Raw genomic sequence first — 15,799 nt, 5'->3', positions numbered from 1 at the left:
CTGTCTGGCCCTATAGAAACAAGGGTTACAGGTACTCCTACATAGTTTTCAATATACTCGATATATTCTTTCATCTCAAGAGGTAGTGATGAAAACTCATTAATACCATCAAGATCACAATTCCAACCTTTAAAACTTTTATAAACTGGCTCCACCTCATTGGTGCTTAAATCGTATGGAAGCTCACGATTAACAGTTCCGTCTTCATGTTTGTATTCTGTGCAGACTTTTAACTCTTCGAAATCATTAAGAACATCTGCTTTCATCATGTATAATTGGGTGACGCCATTTAGCATTACTGCATATTTTAATGCTGGCAGGTCAAGCCATCCACATCTTCTTGGTCTTCCGGTTGTTGCTCCAAACTCACTACCAAGCTTCCTTAGCTTCTCTCCTGTCTCATCATGAAGTTCTGTAGGGAATGGTCCACTTCCAACTCTTGTGCAATAGGCTTTGAATATTCCAAAAACTTCACCAATCTGAGATGGAGCTACACCTAATCCGGTGCAAGCTCCCGCTGTCATGGTATTACTACTCGTAACAAACGGGTAAGAACCGAAATCAACATCCAACATTGAACCCTGTGCTCCTTCAGCCAACACTGACTTCTCCTCTTTTAAATAGTTATTAATTACATATTCACTTTCAATGAATCTGTATTTTTTAAGAATTCAATCGCTGAGAAAAAATCGTCTTCAAGTTCCTTTAGATCATAATCAAACTTATAAGCATTTAAAATTGACTCATGATGTTTTACGAGTCGATCATATTTCTGCTTAAATTCCTTCGATAAAATATCCCCCATTCTAAGACCGACTCTCGCGATCTTATCCTGGTAAGTTGGCCCTATCCCTTTTAAAGTAGAGCCTATTTTACTTTCACCTTTAGACTTTTCATAAGCAGCATCCAGCAGCCTGTGGGTAGGAAGAATTAATTGCGCCTTTTTCGAAATTGATAAGCAATCTTTGCATTCGACTCCTGCCTCGATAAGCTTTTCTATTTCTTTTCTGAGAATAACCGGATCAAGTACGACTCCGTTACCAATGACATTGTCTACTTTCTCACGAAATACACCAGAAGGAATTTGATGCAACACATGCTTTCTTCCTTCAAACTCAAGAGTATGTCCTGCATTTGGCCCACCCTGAAACCTGGCGACTACATTGTATCGGGGAGCCAATACATCTACTACTTTGCCTTTGCCTTCATCTCCCCATTGAAGACCCAACAATACATCAACTTTCATTAGCTACTTATTAAGCTTTTCTTTGCTTCCTCAATAGAATCAACTATCTGGAAAATGTTATTTAATTTCGTTATTATCAGAAGTTTCTTAACCTGTTCTCCCGGATTGACAAGAACAACCTCACCTCCCCGGTTTCTAAATTTGGTTAAAATAGTTATTAAAACCCCAATTCCACTACTATTGATATATCTCAAATCTGAGATATCGATAGCACAAAGATTAATCTCTTTTTCTATATTTTCCTGTATCACTTCTATTAGTTCAGCACCATCATTCTCACCAATAAGGTCACCAGAAAAAGAAAGAATAAAGACTTGATTTTCTATCTTATAAGAATATTTCATGTCATTTAAATTATGAAAATAGTGCAACTCTGATATAGAAATGCGTTTTTCACCACAAATATATATAAATGAATGAGAACCGACGAAAAAAAGAAATTATTTACTAATTATTCCTTTGGATTATATCGTGTAACTGACTCTACCCCATCTACGCTGCGAAGTTTGTCGATTAAATTTTTAAGGTGAAATTTACTGTCTACATATAGCTTAATGTTTCCATTGAAGATTCCTTTTTCAGTTCCTATTTGTACAGACCGCATATTCACCTGCAATTCTGATGAAATAATTTTTGTCACATCATTAACTAAACCAATTCTGTCAGTACCGGTTATCTGTAATCCGGCAAGTGCGGCAGTTTCTTTCTGACTTTTCCATTTCGCTTTGATTACCCGGTAACCATAATTGGATAAAAGTTCAACTGCATTAGGACAGGAAGTCCGATGAATTTTTATACCATCTGACACTGTAATAAAGCCAAACACATCATCTCCTGGGATTGGATTGCAACATTTAGCTAAGGTATAATCAACCTTATCCATGTCTTCACCTATTAGAAGTATGTCACGATCTTCATCTGTAACACGTTTAAGTTCAGAGGCAAACTTCTTAGGGTCATCAAGTTTAACTTTTGGTTTTTGAGTAACCTGCTCAGTTTCGTCCTTTTTATAAAGGATAGATTTTATACCTTTGACATCAATAATACCCTTTCCGATCTTATAATACATGTCAAGAACAGTTCGCTCATTAAACCTGTCTCTCAACTTATCAACAACACTACTATTGAACTCAATTTTATTTCTCTTTAATTTTCTCTGGAGTATTTCTTTACCATCAGCAGCGGCCGCTTTCTTTTCTTCTTTTAGAAAATCTTTGATACTCGCTTTTGATTTACTGGTTACTACGAAACGTAACCAGTCCTCCGACGGCTTCTGTTTATTTGAAGTTAAAATTTCTACCTGGTCACCATTTTTTAACACATGATCTATTGATACCAGTTTTTGATTGATCTTTGCCCCGATACATTTTTTCCCGACTTCCGTATGTATTTCGAATGCAAAGTCTAATGTAGTAGCTCCATTTGGAAGCGATTTCAGATCTCCTTTAGGGGTAAACACAAATACCTCTTTATTGAAGAGGTTATACCTGAAATCATCTACAAATTCGATTGCCTGAGTTGTATCACCGGCTTCCAGGACTTCTCTGACACGTGCAATCCAAGCTTCGAGACCAACTTCAGGATTTATATTTTTACTTTCTTTGTATTTCCAATGAGCAGCATACCCCTTTTCTGCTATATCATCCATCCTTCTAGAACGGATCTGTACTTCTACCCATTGCCCTCCCTTACTCATCACTGTGGTATGAAGAGATTCATAACCATTGGCTTTGGGAGTACTGATCCAATCTCTTAAACGATCAGGGTTAGGTTTATAAAAATCAGTCACGATTGAGTATGCCTGCCAGCAGGCCGGTTTTTCCTGTTCCTGGTCAGTATCTAAGATTATTCTAATGGCAAAAACATCATAAACTTCTTCAAATGAAATATTCTGTTTATTCATCTTTGTCCATATACTGTGCACTGATTTGGTGCGACCTTTTACTTCAAACTCATAACCGTGTTTTTCAAGCTCCAATTTGATAGGATGCGTAAACCTTCTGATAAAGCGATCACGAATTGGTTTTTCGGCTTTGAGTTTGGTAACAATTTCATTGTAGACTTCAGGCTCGGTATATTTTAAAAATAAATCTTCTAATTCAGATTTGATGGCATATAAGCCCAGTCTATGAGCTAAAGGCGCATATAGGTATATTGTTTCACTGGCAATTTTCAGCTGCTTATTACGCGGCATGCTTTCCAGTGTACGCATATTGTGTAATCGATCGGCTAGTTTAATAAGGATAACACGCACATCTTCTGAAAGAGTCAGTAACATCTTTCTGAAATTCTCAGCTTGTTGAGATGTTCCATATTCAAAAACCCCAGAAATTTTTGTTAATCCATCAATGATCTGAGCAACCTTAGAACCGAATTCATTTTCAATTTCATCCAGTTCGATGTCAGTATCTTCCACAACATCGTGAAGAAGGGCTGCAATTATTGAGGTAGTACCCAATCCTATTTCTCTAACACATATATGGGCAACTTCAAGAGGGTGAAAAATATAAGGCTCTCCGGATTTACGCCTCATATCTTTGTGTGCTTCAGCAGAAAGATTAAAAGCCTTTCGAATTATTTTGGCATCATTGTTTTTAAGAAAAGGTTTTGCCGCTCTTAATAACCTTCGATACTTGTTTATTATTTCTTTATTTTCTTCTTCTACAGCTACTACACCGGCCATATTTAAATTTTATTTTATTTTTTTTTCAAACGTTATTGCGAATTAAAAAATCTTTTTTACATTTGCACACTCAATTGCGGATGTGGCGAAATTGGTAGACGCACTAGACTTAGGATCTAGCGCCGCGAGGCATGGGGGTTCGAGTCCCTCCATCCGCACAAAACTCACCCTCGATCAGATAAAGTATATCTTGGTTGAGGGTTTTTTAATTATTGTCGTACTATAAATGTAAGTCAGCCTTGGATATTACGTTAAATAAGAAATCCAATACAGAAGCTACCATTAAAATTAGCTTAAATCAGAATGATTACCAATCACAGGTAGCCGAAAAAATTAAAGAGTACAGCAAAAAAGCTAATCTTAAAGGATTCCGCCCTGGAAAAGTGCCAACAGGTGTTATTCAGCGCATGTATGGCAAGTCAATTCTTGTAGAGGAAGTAAATCACCTTGTCTCTCACAAAGTTTCAGACTACATCAGAGAAAACAAAATTCAGGTTTTGGGTCAGCCAATCCCAAATGAAGAATTAATGAACAAAATCGATTGGGATAACCAGAAAGATTTTGAATTCGAATATGAAATTGGTTTTGCCACTGAGTTTAAAGCTGATGTTTCGAAAAGAAAGAAGCTGACTAAGTATGTAATTAAAACCGATGAGAAAAATATAGACGAAACAATCGAACGTCTTCAAAAGCAATTAGGCGAAACTACAGAGCCTGAAACTGCTGAAGCGGGAGATGTATTTACAGGAGTTTTAAAATCTGAAGATGGTTCTTTTGAAAAAGAATTAACCTTAACAATAGATAAGGCTACTAAAAAAGAACAGAAGGCTTTCATCGGTACTAAAAAAGGTGATGAGATCACTTTTGACATAAGAAAGTCTTTCAAAAAAGATGCAGATCTTGCTGAAGCAATTGGACAGCCAGTTGACGAAGTTAAAGACCTTAAAGGCAACTTTACTTTCAAGATCGACAAAATAGAAAGAAAAGCCCCTGCAGAATTAAATGAAGAATTTTTTGAAAAAGTTTTCGGAAAAGATTCTGTTAAGGACGAAAAAGAATTCAGGGCAAAAGTTGATGAAACTATTAAGGAAAACTACGACAGAGAAAGTGGTTATCTTTTAGACAGAGACATCAGAGATAAATTTGTTGAATTGACTAAGATCGAGCTTCCTGAGGAATTCTTAAAGCAGTGGATTGTTAAGAATAACGAAGGCGAGGTTAATCGTGACCAGGTAGAAGATGAATTTGAAGCATATTCTCGTGATTTGAAATGGAGTATGATCATCGATCAGGTTGCTGAAGAGAACGAAATAAAAGTTGATAACGATGAGATCATGGAGGAAGCTAAGAAATCTATCGCTCAACAGTTTGGCGGCATGCAAATGAATGACGAAATGAGTCAGATGCTAGATCAAATTGCTCAGAATTATCTTCAGCAAAACAATGGCCAAAACTACATGAATATTCACAATCAGGTCAAAGGTCAGAAGGTTCTTGATTTCATAAAAGAAAAAATTGAAATCAATGAAAAAGAAGTCGATGTTGATAAATTCAATGAGTTAGCTCAAAACTAATTTCATAAAATAACGTTTTTAAAAAAGTCCGGCTCAACGTTGGACTTTTTTATTTCATAAAACATAAAAAAGTCACTTCCGTTGGCAATTATAGGCTACAGATAGTAGATTGTTTGTAGAATTATAGTCAATTAAATCCATGAAAGAAATCAACAAGGAAGAATTTAGAAAATACGCAGTAAATCACCGCGGTATAAATGGCTCAACTTTTGATGATTATTCAAAAGAGATGCAAAATATGACTCCTTATGTCATTGAGGAGCGTCCAACTAATTTCAGGCAAATAGATGTATTCTCACGTCTGATAATGGACAGGATAATTTTTCTTGGCACTCCGGTAAATGACGAAGTTGCCAATATTATAACTGCTCAGTTACTCTTTTTAGAATCAGTTGATTCCAAAAAAGACTGCCTTCTTTACATCAATAGTCCGGGCGGTTCGGTAACAGCCGGGCTTGGTATGTATGACACGATGCAGTACATCAAACCAGAAGTTGCAACTATTTGCACAGGTCTGGCTGCTTCGATGGGTGCTGTCTTATTAGCAGGAGGTGCTGAAGGAAAACGTGCTGCATTACCTCACAGCCGGGTGATGATTCACCAGCCTTCTGGAGGAATGCAAGGAACTTCAGCAGACATGGAGATTAGTTATAAATTAATTATGTCGTTGAAAAAAGAACTTTACGACATTTTATCAAAACATACAGGAAAATCTTACGATCAAATTGAAAAAGATTCTGACAGAGATTATTGGATGAAGTCAGAAGAAGCCAAAGAATATGGCGTGATCGATGAGGTTTTAAACAGAAACTAAAGTAAGGAAATATATGTCCCAGGAAGTAACGTGTTCATTTTGCGGGAGAAATAAGAAGGATGTGGACCTTATGATTTCCGGTATTCATGCTCATATATGCAACTTGTGCATAAGCCAGGCAAATCAAATTTTAACCGAGGAATTAAAGAACAATAAGAAAACTGAGTCTCCTCAGTTCAAACTCCTCAAACCAAAAGAAATGAAATCTCATCTCGACGAATATGTCGTCGGTCAGGATGAGGCTAAAAAGGTTATATCTGTTGCTGTTTACAACCATTATAAAAGGTTGATGCAGCAGAAATCAGATGATGATATAATGATTGAAAAATCAAATATTATCATGGCTGGGGAAACCGGTACAGGTAAAACTTACCTGGCGAGAAATCTTGCCAAAATTCTTGAGGTACCTTTTTGTATTGCGGATGCCACGGTACTCACAGAAGCTGGTTATGTCGGTGAAGATGTAGAAAGTATTCTTACCCGATTACTCCAGGCTGCTGACTACGATGTTGAGTCTGCTGAAAGAGGTATTGTCTATATTGATGAGCTGGATAAAATAGCTCGTAAATCTGACAATCCGTCTATTACCAGGGATGTAAGTGGCGAAGGTGTTCAGCAGGCGCTACTAAAGCTTCTTGAAGGGACTTCTGTTAATGTTCCTCCTCAAGGCGGGCGAAAACACCCTGACCAGAAAATGATCACAGTTAATACTGAAAACATTTTATTCATCTGTGGTGGAGCTTTTGATGGTATAGACAGACACATTGCAAGAAGGCTGGATACTAAACCGATAGGTTTTGCCGGAAAACAGGATAGAATAGCAAAAGATATTGATGAGGATACAATTTTAAGTCATATAACAGCTCAGGATCTTAAAAGCTTTGGTTTAATTCCCGAATTAATAGGTAGACTACCTGTGCTGACATACTTGAATCCGTTAACTCCGGACATTCTGAAGATGATTCTCAAAGAGCCAAAAAATGCATTAATAAAGCAGTACACAAAGCTCTTTGATATGGAAGATATCAAAATTCGTTTTACTGATGGGGCTATAGATTTTATAGTGCAAAAGGCAACAGAATATAAGCTTGGAGCACGTGGACTAAGGTCAATTTGTGAAGCGATAATGAATGATAGTATGTATGAACTACCTTCAATGGAGGATGTGAGTGAACTTACTATTGATAAAGAATATGCTCAATCCAGATTTGATAAGTCGAATTTCAGAAAACTTAAAGTAGCTTAATTTTTAGAATTAAGTCTTGAAAATATTAGCTTCCCTGCTTCCAGGGAAGCTTTTTTATTGCCAAGTATATCCTTTATCTCTTTGAATCCATCGATCATTTCCTTTCTACGATTCCCGTTGATAATCGATTTAAGCCCTGCTATCATTTCTCCTGAATTCATCTTTTCCTGTATTAATTCAGGAACTACCTCTTTACCTGCAATTAGATTTGGCAGGCCTATATAATCCACCTTGATTAGTTGCTTCGCAATTAAATAACTAAGCTTACCCGCCTTATAGCAAATTAAATGTGGCACATTAAATAAGGCTGTTTCCAATGTTGCTGTTCCACTGGTAACGAGAGCTGCATCCGCTACATTCAAGAGATCATAGGTCTGACCATTGATCAGTTTCACATTATCAAACTTATCAACCTTTGAATATAACTCACCGGGCAAGTTATCTACTGCAGCAACTACAAATGTCGCTTCAGGAAACTCAGGAATCACATCAAGCATTTCATCTAGCATCGTCGATACTTCCTGGTACCTACTACCCGGCAGAAGTGCTATAATTCTTTGAGATTCCTCTCCTTTAATCTGATTTGCAAACGTCTTATCGGGGTTGAAATTCCTGATCTGATCGAATAAGGGATTACCAACATAATCTGTAGAATAATCAAACTGCTTATAAAACTCTACTTCAAAGGGCAGGATGCAGTACATATGATCCACAAGCTTTTTAATCTTATAAGCTCTTTTGGTATTCCAGGCCCAGATCTTTGGTGAAATATAATAATGAACAGGTATATCCAGACTTTTTGCAAAAGCAGCAATCCGTAAATTAAATCCTGCAAAGTCCACTAAAATTATCGCATCCGGTTTTATAGATGAAATATCTGATTTACATTTTCTAATTGCCTTTTTAATTGTGCGGAAGTTTTGAATAACCTCCCAAAAACCCATAAAGCTAATAGATTGATAATGCTGCAAAAGATCCATACCTGCATCTTCCATGTAGTTTCCTCCCCAGCCAAAAAATTCAGCTTCATTATCAATAGAAGCCAAAGCCTTTATGAGATTACCTGCATGCATGTCTCCGGATCTTTCACCGGCAATCAAAAAGTATTTCACAGATAGAAAATTAGATTTTATTCACCGTAATATTCAACGTAATTTTTATGAGTTTCAAAAAGAGTTAACTTGTGTAGGGTGCTGTCTTTTCCCATATCCTTAATTGAGGGAGCTAATATTTTCCATATTTCAGCAATCAGGATTTCACAGCTTGGAAGTTTGCCCCTCATGAAATCTACATCTAAGTTTAGATTTTTATGGTCAACTTTTTCAATGACTTCTTTATTCACCAGGTCACCCAGTTTTTTCATATCGACAACAAACCCCGTATCCGGGTCCGGATTACCCTTTACTGTGACAATCAACTCAAAATTATGACCATGCCAATTAGAATTTGCACAAGGCCCAAACACTTCCTTATTTTTTTCCTCACTCCAATTATCATTATACAACTTATGAGCTGCATTAAAGTGTTCTTTCCGATTAACGTATATCATCTCAATTGATTTATAATGCAAATATATGAAAAGATAGAATAAGGACTTCCATTCATTTAATCCTAAACATTATATTTGTCCTAACTATGATATTTATACAGGATATTAATAATCAAATAGCCGGATACGTTATTGAAATTCTAAATAAGCAGAATTACAAGAACCTAATGCTTGTTGGTGAGAGAAAATTTCTTTCTGATTATAGTTTCGTTGAAAATATTTCAATCACCCAACTACATGAAACTCTAATAAATTATCAGTGGGAGGCAGAGTTTTTCATTTTTATTTATAGCCACAAAAATAAGTTGAACCTGACTGAAGTGTCGTATTTTTGTTCAGATATTCAACTGCCAATGATTATAATTAATACGGAAAATGGAAGTATTAAGAAACCTGATAAACATCCTTTTTTCTGTAAAATACTAAACTGGAATACAATGACCGAAGAGGATCAATTTGAAAGTTTGATCTCATCCATTGAAAATAGAAGTTAATTTTTAATAAAAAAACCCGGATCCTTCGATCCGGGTTTTACTTTTAATTTCTTTCTTTAATGTTTTACAAGTTTATATTTTGCTGTTTCTTCCGGTGTCACTACTTCTATTATATACATGCCGTCAGACCATAACCTTCCATCAATATTTATTGAATTGTTATTGACTTTTAGTTCTGAGATAAATTTACCTTGAAGGTCTATTACTCTTACACTGAAAGCATCATGAGGTAAATTAGCTATTTTCCAAACACCATTTCTACTTGGGTTAGGATAAACTAGAATATTATTTTGAAGCTCATCATCAACTGAAGTTACGATCAGTGGAATTACACTTACATCCTGACATCCATTATCTGCCGTCACTGTTAATGAAACATTAAAAGTGCCGGATTCATCGAAAATATGTGTCGGATTTTGCTCAGTGGAAATTGTACCATCGCCAAAATTATAAAACCAGGTTACAGCATCTGTACTTTGATCAGTAAATTGAATAGGGTCCTGATCGAAAATAGACACTTCATCAACATTACTGGAAAATAAACTTGTTGGTTTTGGTTTAAGAGATATTTCAACTTCTCCTACTGTTCCGGTACAACCAAACTGTGAATTTGACACATTCACTGTATAAATACCTGCTTGTTTTACTGTGATTGATCTTTCTGTACTACCATTAGACCACTGATATTCATTGCCAGGTTGAGCTGATAATGTAATCGAATCTCCCTCACAAATCGTTGCGGATGCTTTTGATAATTGGATGTCAGGCTTTCCAACAACTTCTACAACTGCTGCGGCACGAACACTTTCATAAGACTGTTCAGCATTCGAAACATATAAAATGGTATCATTTTTAATATTATTGAGAACGATCCTATCGGTATTGGTTAAAAATGGTTCCCCTCCGGTAAAAGAATTATACCAATTGTATCTGTTTGCTCCGTTAGCAATTAAAGTAGCGTTATCATTATAACACGCATAAATAGTATCAACTGATGGCACAGGAGCATTTAAAGTCTGATTATACATAGAATAAGCCGCTTGTGCAGATTCTATTACATCTCTTAAACTATCACCTGCATGCACGGCAAATGCGACTTTAACACTTTGCCCTGCATCGACTGCTACAGGACCGATTGATACAGTATGTGAAACATCCCTTCCATCCGGATTTGTACCAGCCTGACCTCGACCTATTCCTGATGTCATTGATTCAATTTTTTCCTCATCAGTGAAGTCATCGTAAACACCCCAGGGATTATTGGGTACATCTGAATCATTATCAATAGCCCAATAATTGAAATCACCTGTCAGTGTTTGGATAGCAGCATAAATACTGTCTGCTTCTTTGAGATTATGAACGTATCCAAAATTGATATTTCCACCAGAATAATATCCTGCTCTATCCGGGGGACCTGCAAGTTCCGAAATGTCCCAGTCTGCATATAATCCAACAAAAAGATCATCATAATTATTTTGAGACTGATTTTCAATTTCGTATTCAAAAATGATGTATTTATCGTTTGGTTCTTCATTCCATACCATGGTACGATAATTAACCTGAACGTCAAGAGGCTTGTCGGAATTACTATCGTCAAAAGCACCAAAAAGTTCTTCTGTTGATGATAAGCCTGGAATTCTTTCATTTATCCTTTCAACAACATTAAAATCATCATCAATTGAAGCGCCAGAGCCCCTGACATTATTCGAAATGCTATCATTAGCGGTCAATATTAATCCCATTTCGAATAACAAGTTTCTATCATCGTATAGGAACCCAATACCTTTTTCCGCATTACTCAATGGATCATCAAACCCAATTCTTCCTTTTGCAGAAGCCGTAGTTGACACCAGATTTCGCTGGATATTCAGATAAGTAGGATTTAATAATAATGTTATATACCTAAAATCCTTATAGCTTCCATCAGTAAAAGTTACTTTAAATGAAACTTCGGTATCATTAGGGATATTGGAATTAATAGCAATTTTAAATGGTATATCTTCGGTATTCAAATTAGTAGTGCTATCTATTACTCCCGGATAAATCTCCGATTCTAATACTTCAACAAAAAAAGATTGGGTAGATAATTCTATCTTTGTTGCATTAGTAGTTTCCCATAATGAATTTTTGATTGTTCCATAAACTACCGCAGTATCACCCGCTTTTGCTACTTGTCCCGTTTTTTCATTTCTTATTTGAATATTTTCGAATGTAAGTGCAGGCGATCTCAAAGTTAAGGCATTAAAAATATCCAGACGCCCATAACCCAATTTGTCCTTAAATCTGCTGGCCACATTAGAATAAATTGAAGTATCTGCAGAAACCCTGAGTAATTCAGCGATTTGTTTAGGTGTGTAGTCAGGATACCGACCCTTAATTAAAGCGGCTGCTCCAGCTACGATAGGTGCAGAAAAGCTTGTGCCATCTGTGGTTTTATATTCATTTCCAAAAGAGGTGCTGAAAATTGTTGAACCTGGAGCAATTATGTCTACATAATATCCAAAATTAGAAAAAGAAGATTTATTATCATTAATATCTGAAGAAGCAACAGCAAATACTCCGTCATACGCCGCTGGGTATTCTTCTCTCTCGATACCCGAGTTTCCAGCTGCTGCTACAAAAAGAACTCCATTTTCCACTCCAAAATCTATTACATTTTGCCAGATATCACTCCTTCCCGGACCACCAAATGACATATTAACAATATCTGCTCCTTGTTCAATCATATACAACACCCCCGCTAAAGTAAAATATACGCTTCTATCATCAGCTGCCTGATTGTCGTACGAATGTTTAGTTATTAACAAATTAGCGTTGTAGCCAACTCCTGCAATACCAATACTATTATTAGTAGCAGCAGCAGCGGCACCAGCAACAAGGTTACCGTGGTTAGCTCCGGGTATATCCCTTGTTATCCCTACATCTCCATCACCCGGGTAATCAAATTGCAACGTATCAGGACCGGCAAAATCCCATCCTAAATAATTATCCACATATCCATCATTGTCATCATCTATTCCATTTTCTGGAATTTCATCATCGTTTGTAGATAATTTTGGTGCTAAATCCTCATGATCTATATCAATTCCACCATCAACAATCCCTATTACAACATCGGAAGAAGACTTTGATATATCCCAGGCATCATAAGCCCTTATTAAATCGAGGTAGTATTGAAGTGAAGTTTGTGGATCATTAGGTTCATCATACACTTCATACACGATATCTTCCTCAACTATTTCTATGGCATCAATTTCAATTAATTTGTTTAGAAATTGTTTCTCAGTTAAGTTTTCTGGTTTAGTTATATAGTGTAGTTCATCTACTAAAGTCTTTTTGCTACGCTTTACTGATAATGGAGTGATACTTCGGAACGGGAGTAATTTCACATTATCTGTAATTTTAGATTTTATAGCTGATTCCAATTCGACCGGAGGAACATAATTCTTAGTTTTTATTACGTATCTCTTTTGTGCAAAGAGAACAGTTGTAAAACAAATAAAAAGAATCAAAAGTAGAGGCTTCTTCATATAAAATTGAGAAAGTTTGAAAATAAAAAAGGCAACTAAAAAGTGACTTTCATATACTAAATTAAGTAAAATAATATATAATAGGTACTTTTTACCAGGGTGTAGATAAAAAAGAATCTAAAAATCTTCACATAAAATCTTTATTTAATATTGGTGTCGTGTAAATATTTAATTCTACATATTATTTAAGCGAATATTAACGATTTATCTTCCCTAAATAACCATTCTCGTATTATTACAAAGTCGATAAAGCAATAAAACAGATTGCCTGATATCAATTAAAATTAACCATAATTAAAACAAGAATATTTATTAAATAGTTCGAAAAGCAACATAATTATCAGAGTTTGGACCGAAACGACATAAAAAAACCGAAGAAGGAATCCTTCTTCGGTTATATTTTTTAATCCTCATCACTCGTCATATTTATGATGACGAATAATGAAAATTTAATTTAAAACTAACACTTCCGTGTAAGATCCAAATGAACCTAATCCTGGAATATAATGCTCAATACTAAGAGTTAATTGTCCACAAGTATTTACCTGCCCTGAACCTCTTATGTATACGTCTGTTTCATAGAATGCACTATACCAGGCTGCCTGATCAGCTATAGACGCTTCAAAAGTAACATCGTCAATTTGAATAATCTCAATGGTTATTGGATAATCTGCCTGATATAAAAACTCATAATCCAGAGCATCTCCATCTCCTGCTTGTGAAACGACAGGATATTGAGCTTCAAAGAAAGATGAATTCATCGTATAAATTCCAGCTAAAGAATTTATATCATACTCACAAAACTGAATCAGGTTAACAGTTGTTTGCTGTCTAAAACCAGCTGTATTTTCAGTTTGAGTAATTGTTAATACCAGTTCCTGAGGCCCGTCAGTACCAAGAGCTTCGAAGTCTCCAGTTATGGAAACAGGTGCAGATAATTCACCTGCAGGAATAGTAACTGATTTAGATGCTATGGAAAAATGAACACCTTCTTCAGCTGTACTCTCTCCTGAAACCTCTACAGTAACAGTTCTATCCTCACCTACAGCTTTGGTTAAGTATACCGGAACTTCATAAGCTCCTTCAGCTGAGGTAACAAAGTAATCATAAGATGACTGAGGGAAGTGTGCCTGTCCCGGTCCATCGTATATATCTGGATCAGGTTCACACCCCATAGCCACTAAAGCTATAAATAAAAATCTAAATATATTTTTCATTTTGTTTCTAGTTTGAAGTGTAACCATCATTTTGAACCATGTTATCATTCGCAAATATCTCACTTTGAGGTATTGGAAGATTAAATCTAAAGTTACCTGCAGGTAATTCACAAGCAGAAGACAGTTCACAATCAGTAGGCAATCTATCTATTGCAAATCCAAAACGCTTAAGATCAAAGAATCTATGTCCTTCAAAAGCGAGTTCTTTTCTTCTTTCCAGTAGGATTTCATCTAATAATGCATTTACATCATTTATATCACTCGGGATATAGTTAGTTAATCTTGCATCTTTTATATCCTGTAAGTCAGAATTTGCAGCAGCAATATCAGGAGTACTTGATCTTGCGTATGCTTCCGCTCTAATCAAATACATTTCAGATACCCTGAAAATCTTAATGTCATTAAGTTTATCAAGAGCTGGTTTTCCAGGATACTTATTAACTAATTCAGGTTCTCCATCTCTGTCACCATCAATCAGGATAAACGATGGGTATCTAACATCATTAATCGGATCGTAAATTGAGATTACTTCATCTGAAGGTGCGAAAAATACATCACCATTCGTATCCTGCCATAAAGTACCAATTCTTCCATCTCCTGAAACTCTAGCTAACTCAAATAACACCTCAGTATTACCCTCGTCTGTCCAAATAGCTCTGTACTCTGTAGAATCTGCAAGTGCTACTGCATCAATTACATCAGTTGCACCACTGATTGCTCTATTATAATCCTGGGCATATAAACCAGCACGAGCTTCAAGAGCCCTGATAGCGTAATAGTTCATTCTACTGGTATTATCTAAACCAAAAGATGCTGGTACTAACGATTTAGCATCATCGATATCAGCAAATAAAAGATTATAAAAATCTGATGTAGATTGTCTTACCGGCTGACCAAAAGTTTCCAATCCATCTGGCACTCCGTTTCCGTCTAAGTCTTGTAAAGTGATATAAGGAATGGCTGTTCCACCACTAGTATAATCTCCAGCTGCTCTGAATAATTCAAAATGCATAAATGCACGAAGAGCTAACAATTCTCCTCTAGGAGCAGACGCTTCTGATTCTGAAATCACACCTCCATTTACCAGGTTATTTAAACCATTTAAAACTCTATTTATCTGAGCGATGGTACTATAAGTATTTAACCAGATATTTTCCATCTCAGTATTAGTAGAAACATATGTCCATGAATGGATCTGTACACCCTGACCCCTGTTTTCAGGTGATAATCGGGTGTCATCACTTGCTCTGGAGCTAACTCCAATCAAGATTTGTTCGTTAATAATTCCGTAGGCTCCGATAATTCCCTGTTCAATATCATCAAGTGATTCAAATGCCCTTGATTGAGGAATGCTATTGACTGGTTCAATATCCAGTACATCAGAGCAACTTATTATGGATGCACCAAAAAGCATTAGTGCAAATATTTTTAATCTATTTATCATCT

Annotated in this window: 11 protein-coding genes, 1 tRNA gene and 1 pseudogene (1 of these 13 cut by a window edge); 5 read left to right on the top strand and 8 right to left on the bottom strand. The window is 36.0% G+C overall.

The annotated features are described in order from the left end of the window. The 3 genes and pseudogenes from DCC35_RS04820 to DCC35_RS04810 form a co-directional block, all read right to left on the bottom strand. Positions 1-1,246: pseudogene (locus tag DCC35_RS04820) on the bottom strand (adenylosuccinate synthase); it reaches 37 nt to the left of the window's first position. After that, a complete protein-coding gene (locus DCC35_RS04815; RefSeq protein ID WP_137089720.1) occupies positions 1,246-1,590 on the bottom strand; it encodes an STAS domain-containing protein in 345 nt (114 codons plus the stop codon). Before DCC35_RS04815 ends, DCC35_RS04820 begins: the two are co-directional and overlap by 1 nt. A gap of 107 nt (positions 1,591-1,697) precedes the next feature. Beyond that, complete coding sequence (locus tag DCC35_RS04810; RefSeq protein ID WP_137089719.1) at positions 1,698-3,929, bottom strand: RelA/SpoT family protein; 2,232 nt, start codon at positions 3,927-3,929, stop codon at positions 1,698-1,700. A gap of 76 nt (positions 3,930-4,005) precedes the next feature. Here DCC35_RS04810 and DCC35_RS04805 point away from each other — a divergent pair. The 4 genes from DCC35_RS04805 to clpX all read left to right on the top strand — a co-directional run bounded on the left by DCC35_RS04805 (position 4,006) and on the right by clpX (position 7,563). Further along, positions 4,006-4,087 (top strand) — tRNA-Leu (locus DCC35_RS04805). 81 nt (positions 4,088-4,168) lie between these two features. Beyond that, positions 4,169-5,503 (top strand): trigger factor, encoded by a 1,335-nt coding sequence (gene tig, locus DCC35_RS04800; protein WP_137089718.1) that lies wholly within the window; start codon positions 4,169-4,171, stop codon positions 5,501-5,503. A gap of 139 nt (positions 5,504-5,642) precedes the next feature. Then, on the top strand, positions 5,643-6,317 hold the full coding sequence (locus DCC35_RS04795) for a ClpP family protease (RefSeq protein ID WP_137089717.1): 675 nt from the start codon (positions 5,643-5,645) through the stop codon (positions 6,315-6,317). A gap of 13 nt (positions 6,318-6,330) precedes the next feature. Continuing rightward, the gene (gene clpX, locus DCC35_RS04790; RefSeq protein ID WP_137089716.1) at positions 6,331-7,563 is read left to right on the top strand and encodes an ATP-dependent Clp protease ATP-binding subunit ClpX; all 1,233 of its coding nucleotides are present in this window, start codon (positions 6,331-6,333) and stop codon (positions 7,561-7,563) included. Here the strand turns inward: clpX and lpxB are convergent. Beyond that, positions 7,560-8,675, bottom strand: coding sequence for a lipid-A-disaccharide synthase (lpxB, locus tag DCC35_RS04785; protein ID WP_137089715.1), 1,116 nt, complete (start codon positions 8,673-8,675; stop codon positions 7,560-7,562). The genes clpX and lpxB overlap by 4 nt on opposite strands. A 17-nt stretch (positions 8,676-8,692) precedes the next feature. Then, the gene (locus tag DCC35_RS04780; RefSeq protein ID WP_137089714.1) at positions 8,693-9,112 is read right to left on the bottom strand and encodes a 6-pyruvoyl trahydropterin synthase family protein; all 420 of its coding nucleotides are present in this window, start codon (positions 9,110-9,112) and stop codon (positions 8,693-8,695) included. Between the two features lie 86 nt (positions 9,113-9,198). Here DCC35_RS04780 and DCC35_RS04775 point away from each other — a divergent pair, with 86 nt between their 5' ends. Further along, the gene (locus tag DCC35_RS04775) at positions 9,199-9,606 is read left to right on the top strand and encodes a hypothetical protein (protein ID WP_137089713.1); all 408 of its coding nucleotides are present in this window, start codon (positions 9,199-9,201) and stop codon (positions 9,604-9,606) included. A 56-nt stretch (positions 9,607-9,662) separates the two neighbouring features. Here DCC35_RS04775 and DCC35_RS04770 read toward each other — a convergent pair whose 3' ends face one another. The 3 genes from DCC35_RS04770 to DCC35_RS04760 form a co-directional block, all read right to left on the bottom strand. Then, positions 9,663-13,136 carry a S8 family serine peptidase gene (locus tag DCC35_RS04770; RefSeq protein ID WP_137089712.1) on the bottom strand — a complete coding sequence of 1,158 codons (3,474 nt, stop codon included), beginning with the start codon at positions 13,134-13,136 and terminating at the stop codon, positions 9,663-9,665. Positions 13,137-13,585: 449 nt separating this feature from the next. After that, positions 13,586-14,353, bottom strand: coding sequence for a hypothetical protein (locus tag DCC35_RS04765; RefSeq protein WP_137089711.1), 768 nt, complete (start codon positions 14,351-14,353; stop codon positions 13,586-13,588). Between the two features lie 7 nt (positions 14,354-14,360). After that, positions 14,361-15,797 (bottom strand): RagB/SusD family nutrient uptake outer membrane protein, encoded by a 1,437-nt coding sequence (locus DCC35_RS04760; RefSeq protein WP_137089710.1) that lies wholly within the window; start codon positions 15,795-15,797, stop codon positions 14,361-14,363. Between the last annotated feature and the right edge of the window lie 2 nt (positions 15,798-15,799).

The organism is Mangrovivirga cuniculi, assembly GCF_005166025.1.
Classification (GTDB): domain Bacteria; phylum Bacteroidota; class Bacteroidia; order Cytophagales; family Cyclobacteriaceae; genus Mangrovivirga; species Mangrovivirga cuniculi.
Note: the sequence above shows the minus strand (reverse complement) of the source record. Positions and strands in the feature narration are given on the sequence as shown.

What these genes read in the sequence shown, in the direction of transcription:
- DCC35_RS04815 (WP_137089720.1), bottom strand. Translation starts at nt 1,590, where the DNA reads ATGAAATATTCTTATAAGATAGAAAATCAAGTCTTTATTCTTTCTTTT.
- DCC35_RS04810 (WP_137089719.1), bottom strand. Translation starts at nt 3,929, where the DNA reads ATGGCCGGTGTAGTAGCTGTAGAAGAAGAAAATAAAGAAATAATAAAC.
- DCC35_RS04795 (WP_137089717.1), top strand. Translation starts at nt 5,643, where the DNA reads ATGAAAGAAATCAACAAGGAAGAATTTAGAAAATACGCAGTAAATCAC.
- clpX (WP_137089716.1), top strand. Translation starts at nt 6,331, where the DNA reads ATGTCCCAGGAAGTAACGTGTTCATTTTGCGGGAGAAATAAGAAGGAT.
- DCC35_RS04780 (WP_137089714.1), bottom strand. Translation starts at nt 9,112, where the DNA reads ATGATATACGTTAATCGGAAAGAACACTTTAATGCAGCTCATAAGTTG.
- DCC35_RS04775 (WP_137089713.1), top strand. Translation starts at nt 9,199, where the DNA reads ATGATATTTATACAGGATATTAATAATCAAATAGCCGGATACGTTATT.
- DCC35_RS04770 (WP_137089712.1), bottom strand. Translation starts at nt 13,136, where the DNA reads ATGAAGAAGCCTCTACTTTTGATTCTTTTTATTTGTTTTACAACTGTT.
- DCC35_RS04765 (WP_137089711.1), bottom strand. Translation starts at nt 14,353, where the DNA reads ATGAAAAATATATTTAGATTTTTATTTATAGCTTTAGTGGCTATGGGG.
- DCC35_RS04760 (WP_137089710.1), bottom strand. Translation starts at nt 15,797, where the DNA reads ATGATAAATAGATTAAAAATATTTGCACTAATGCTTTTTGGTGCATCC.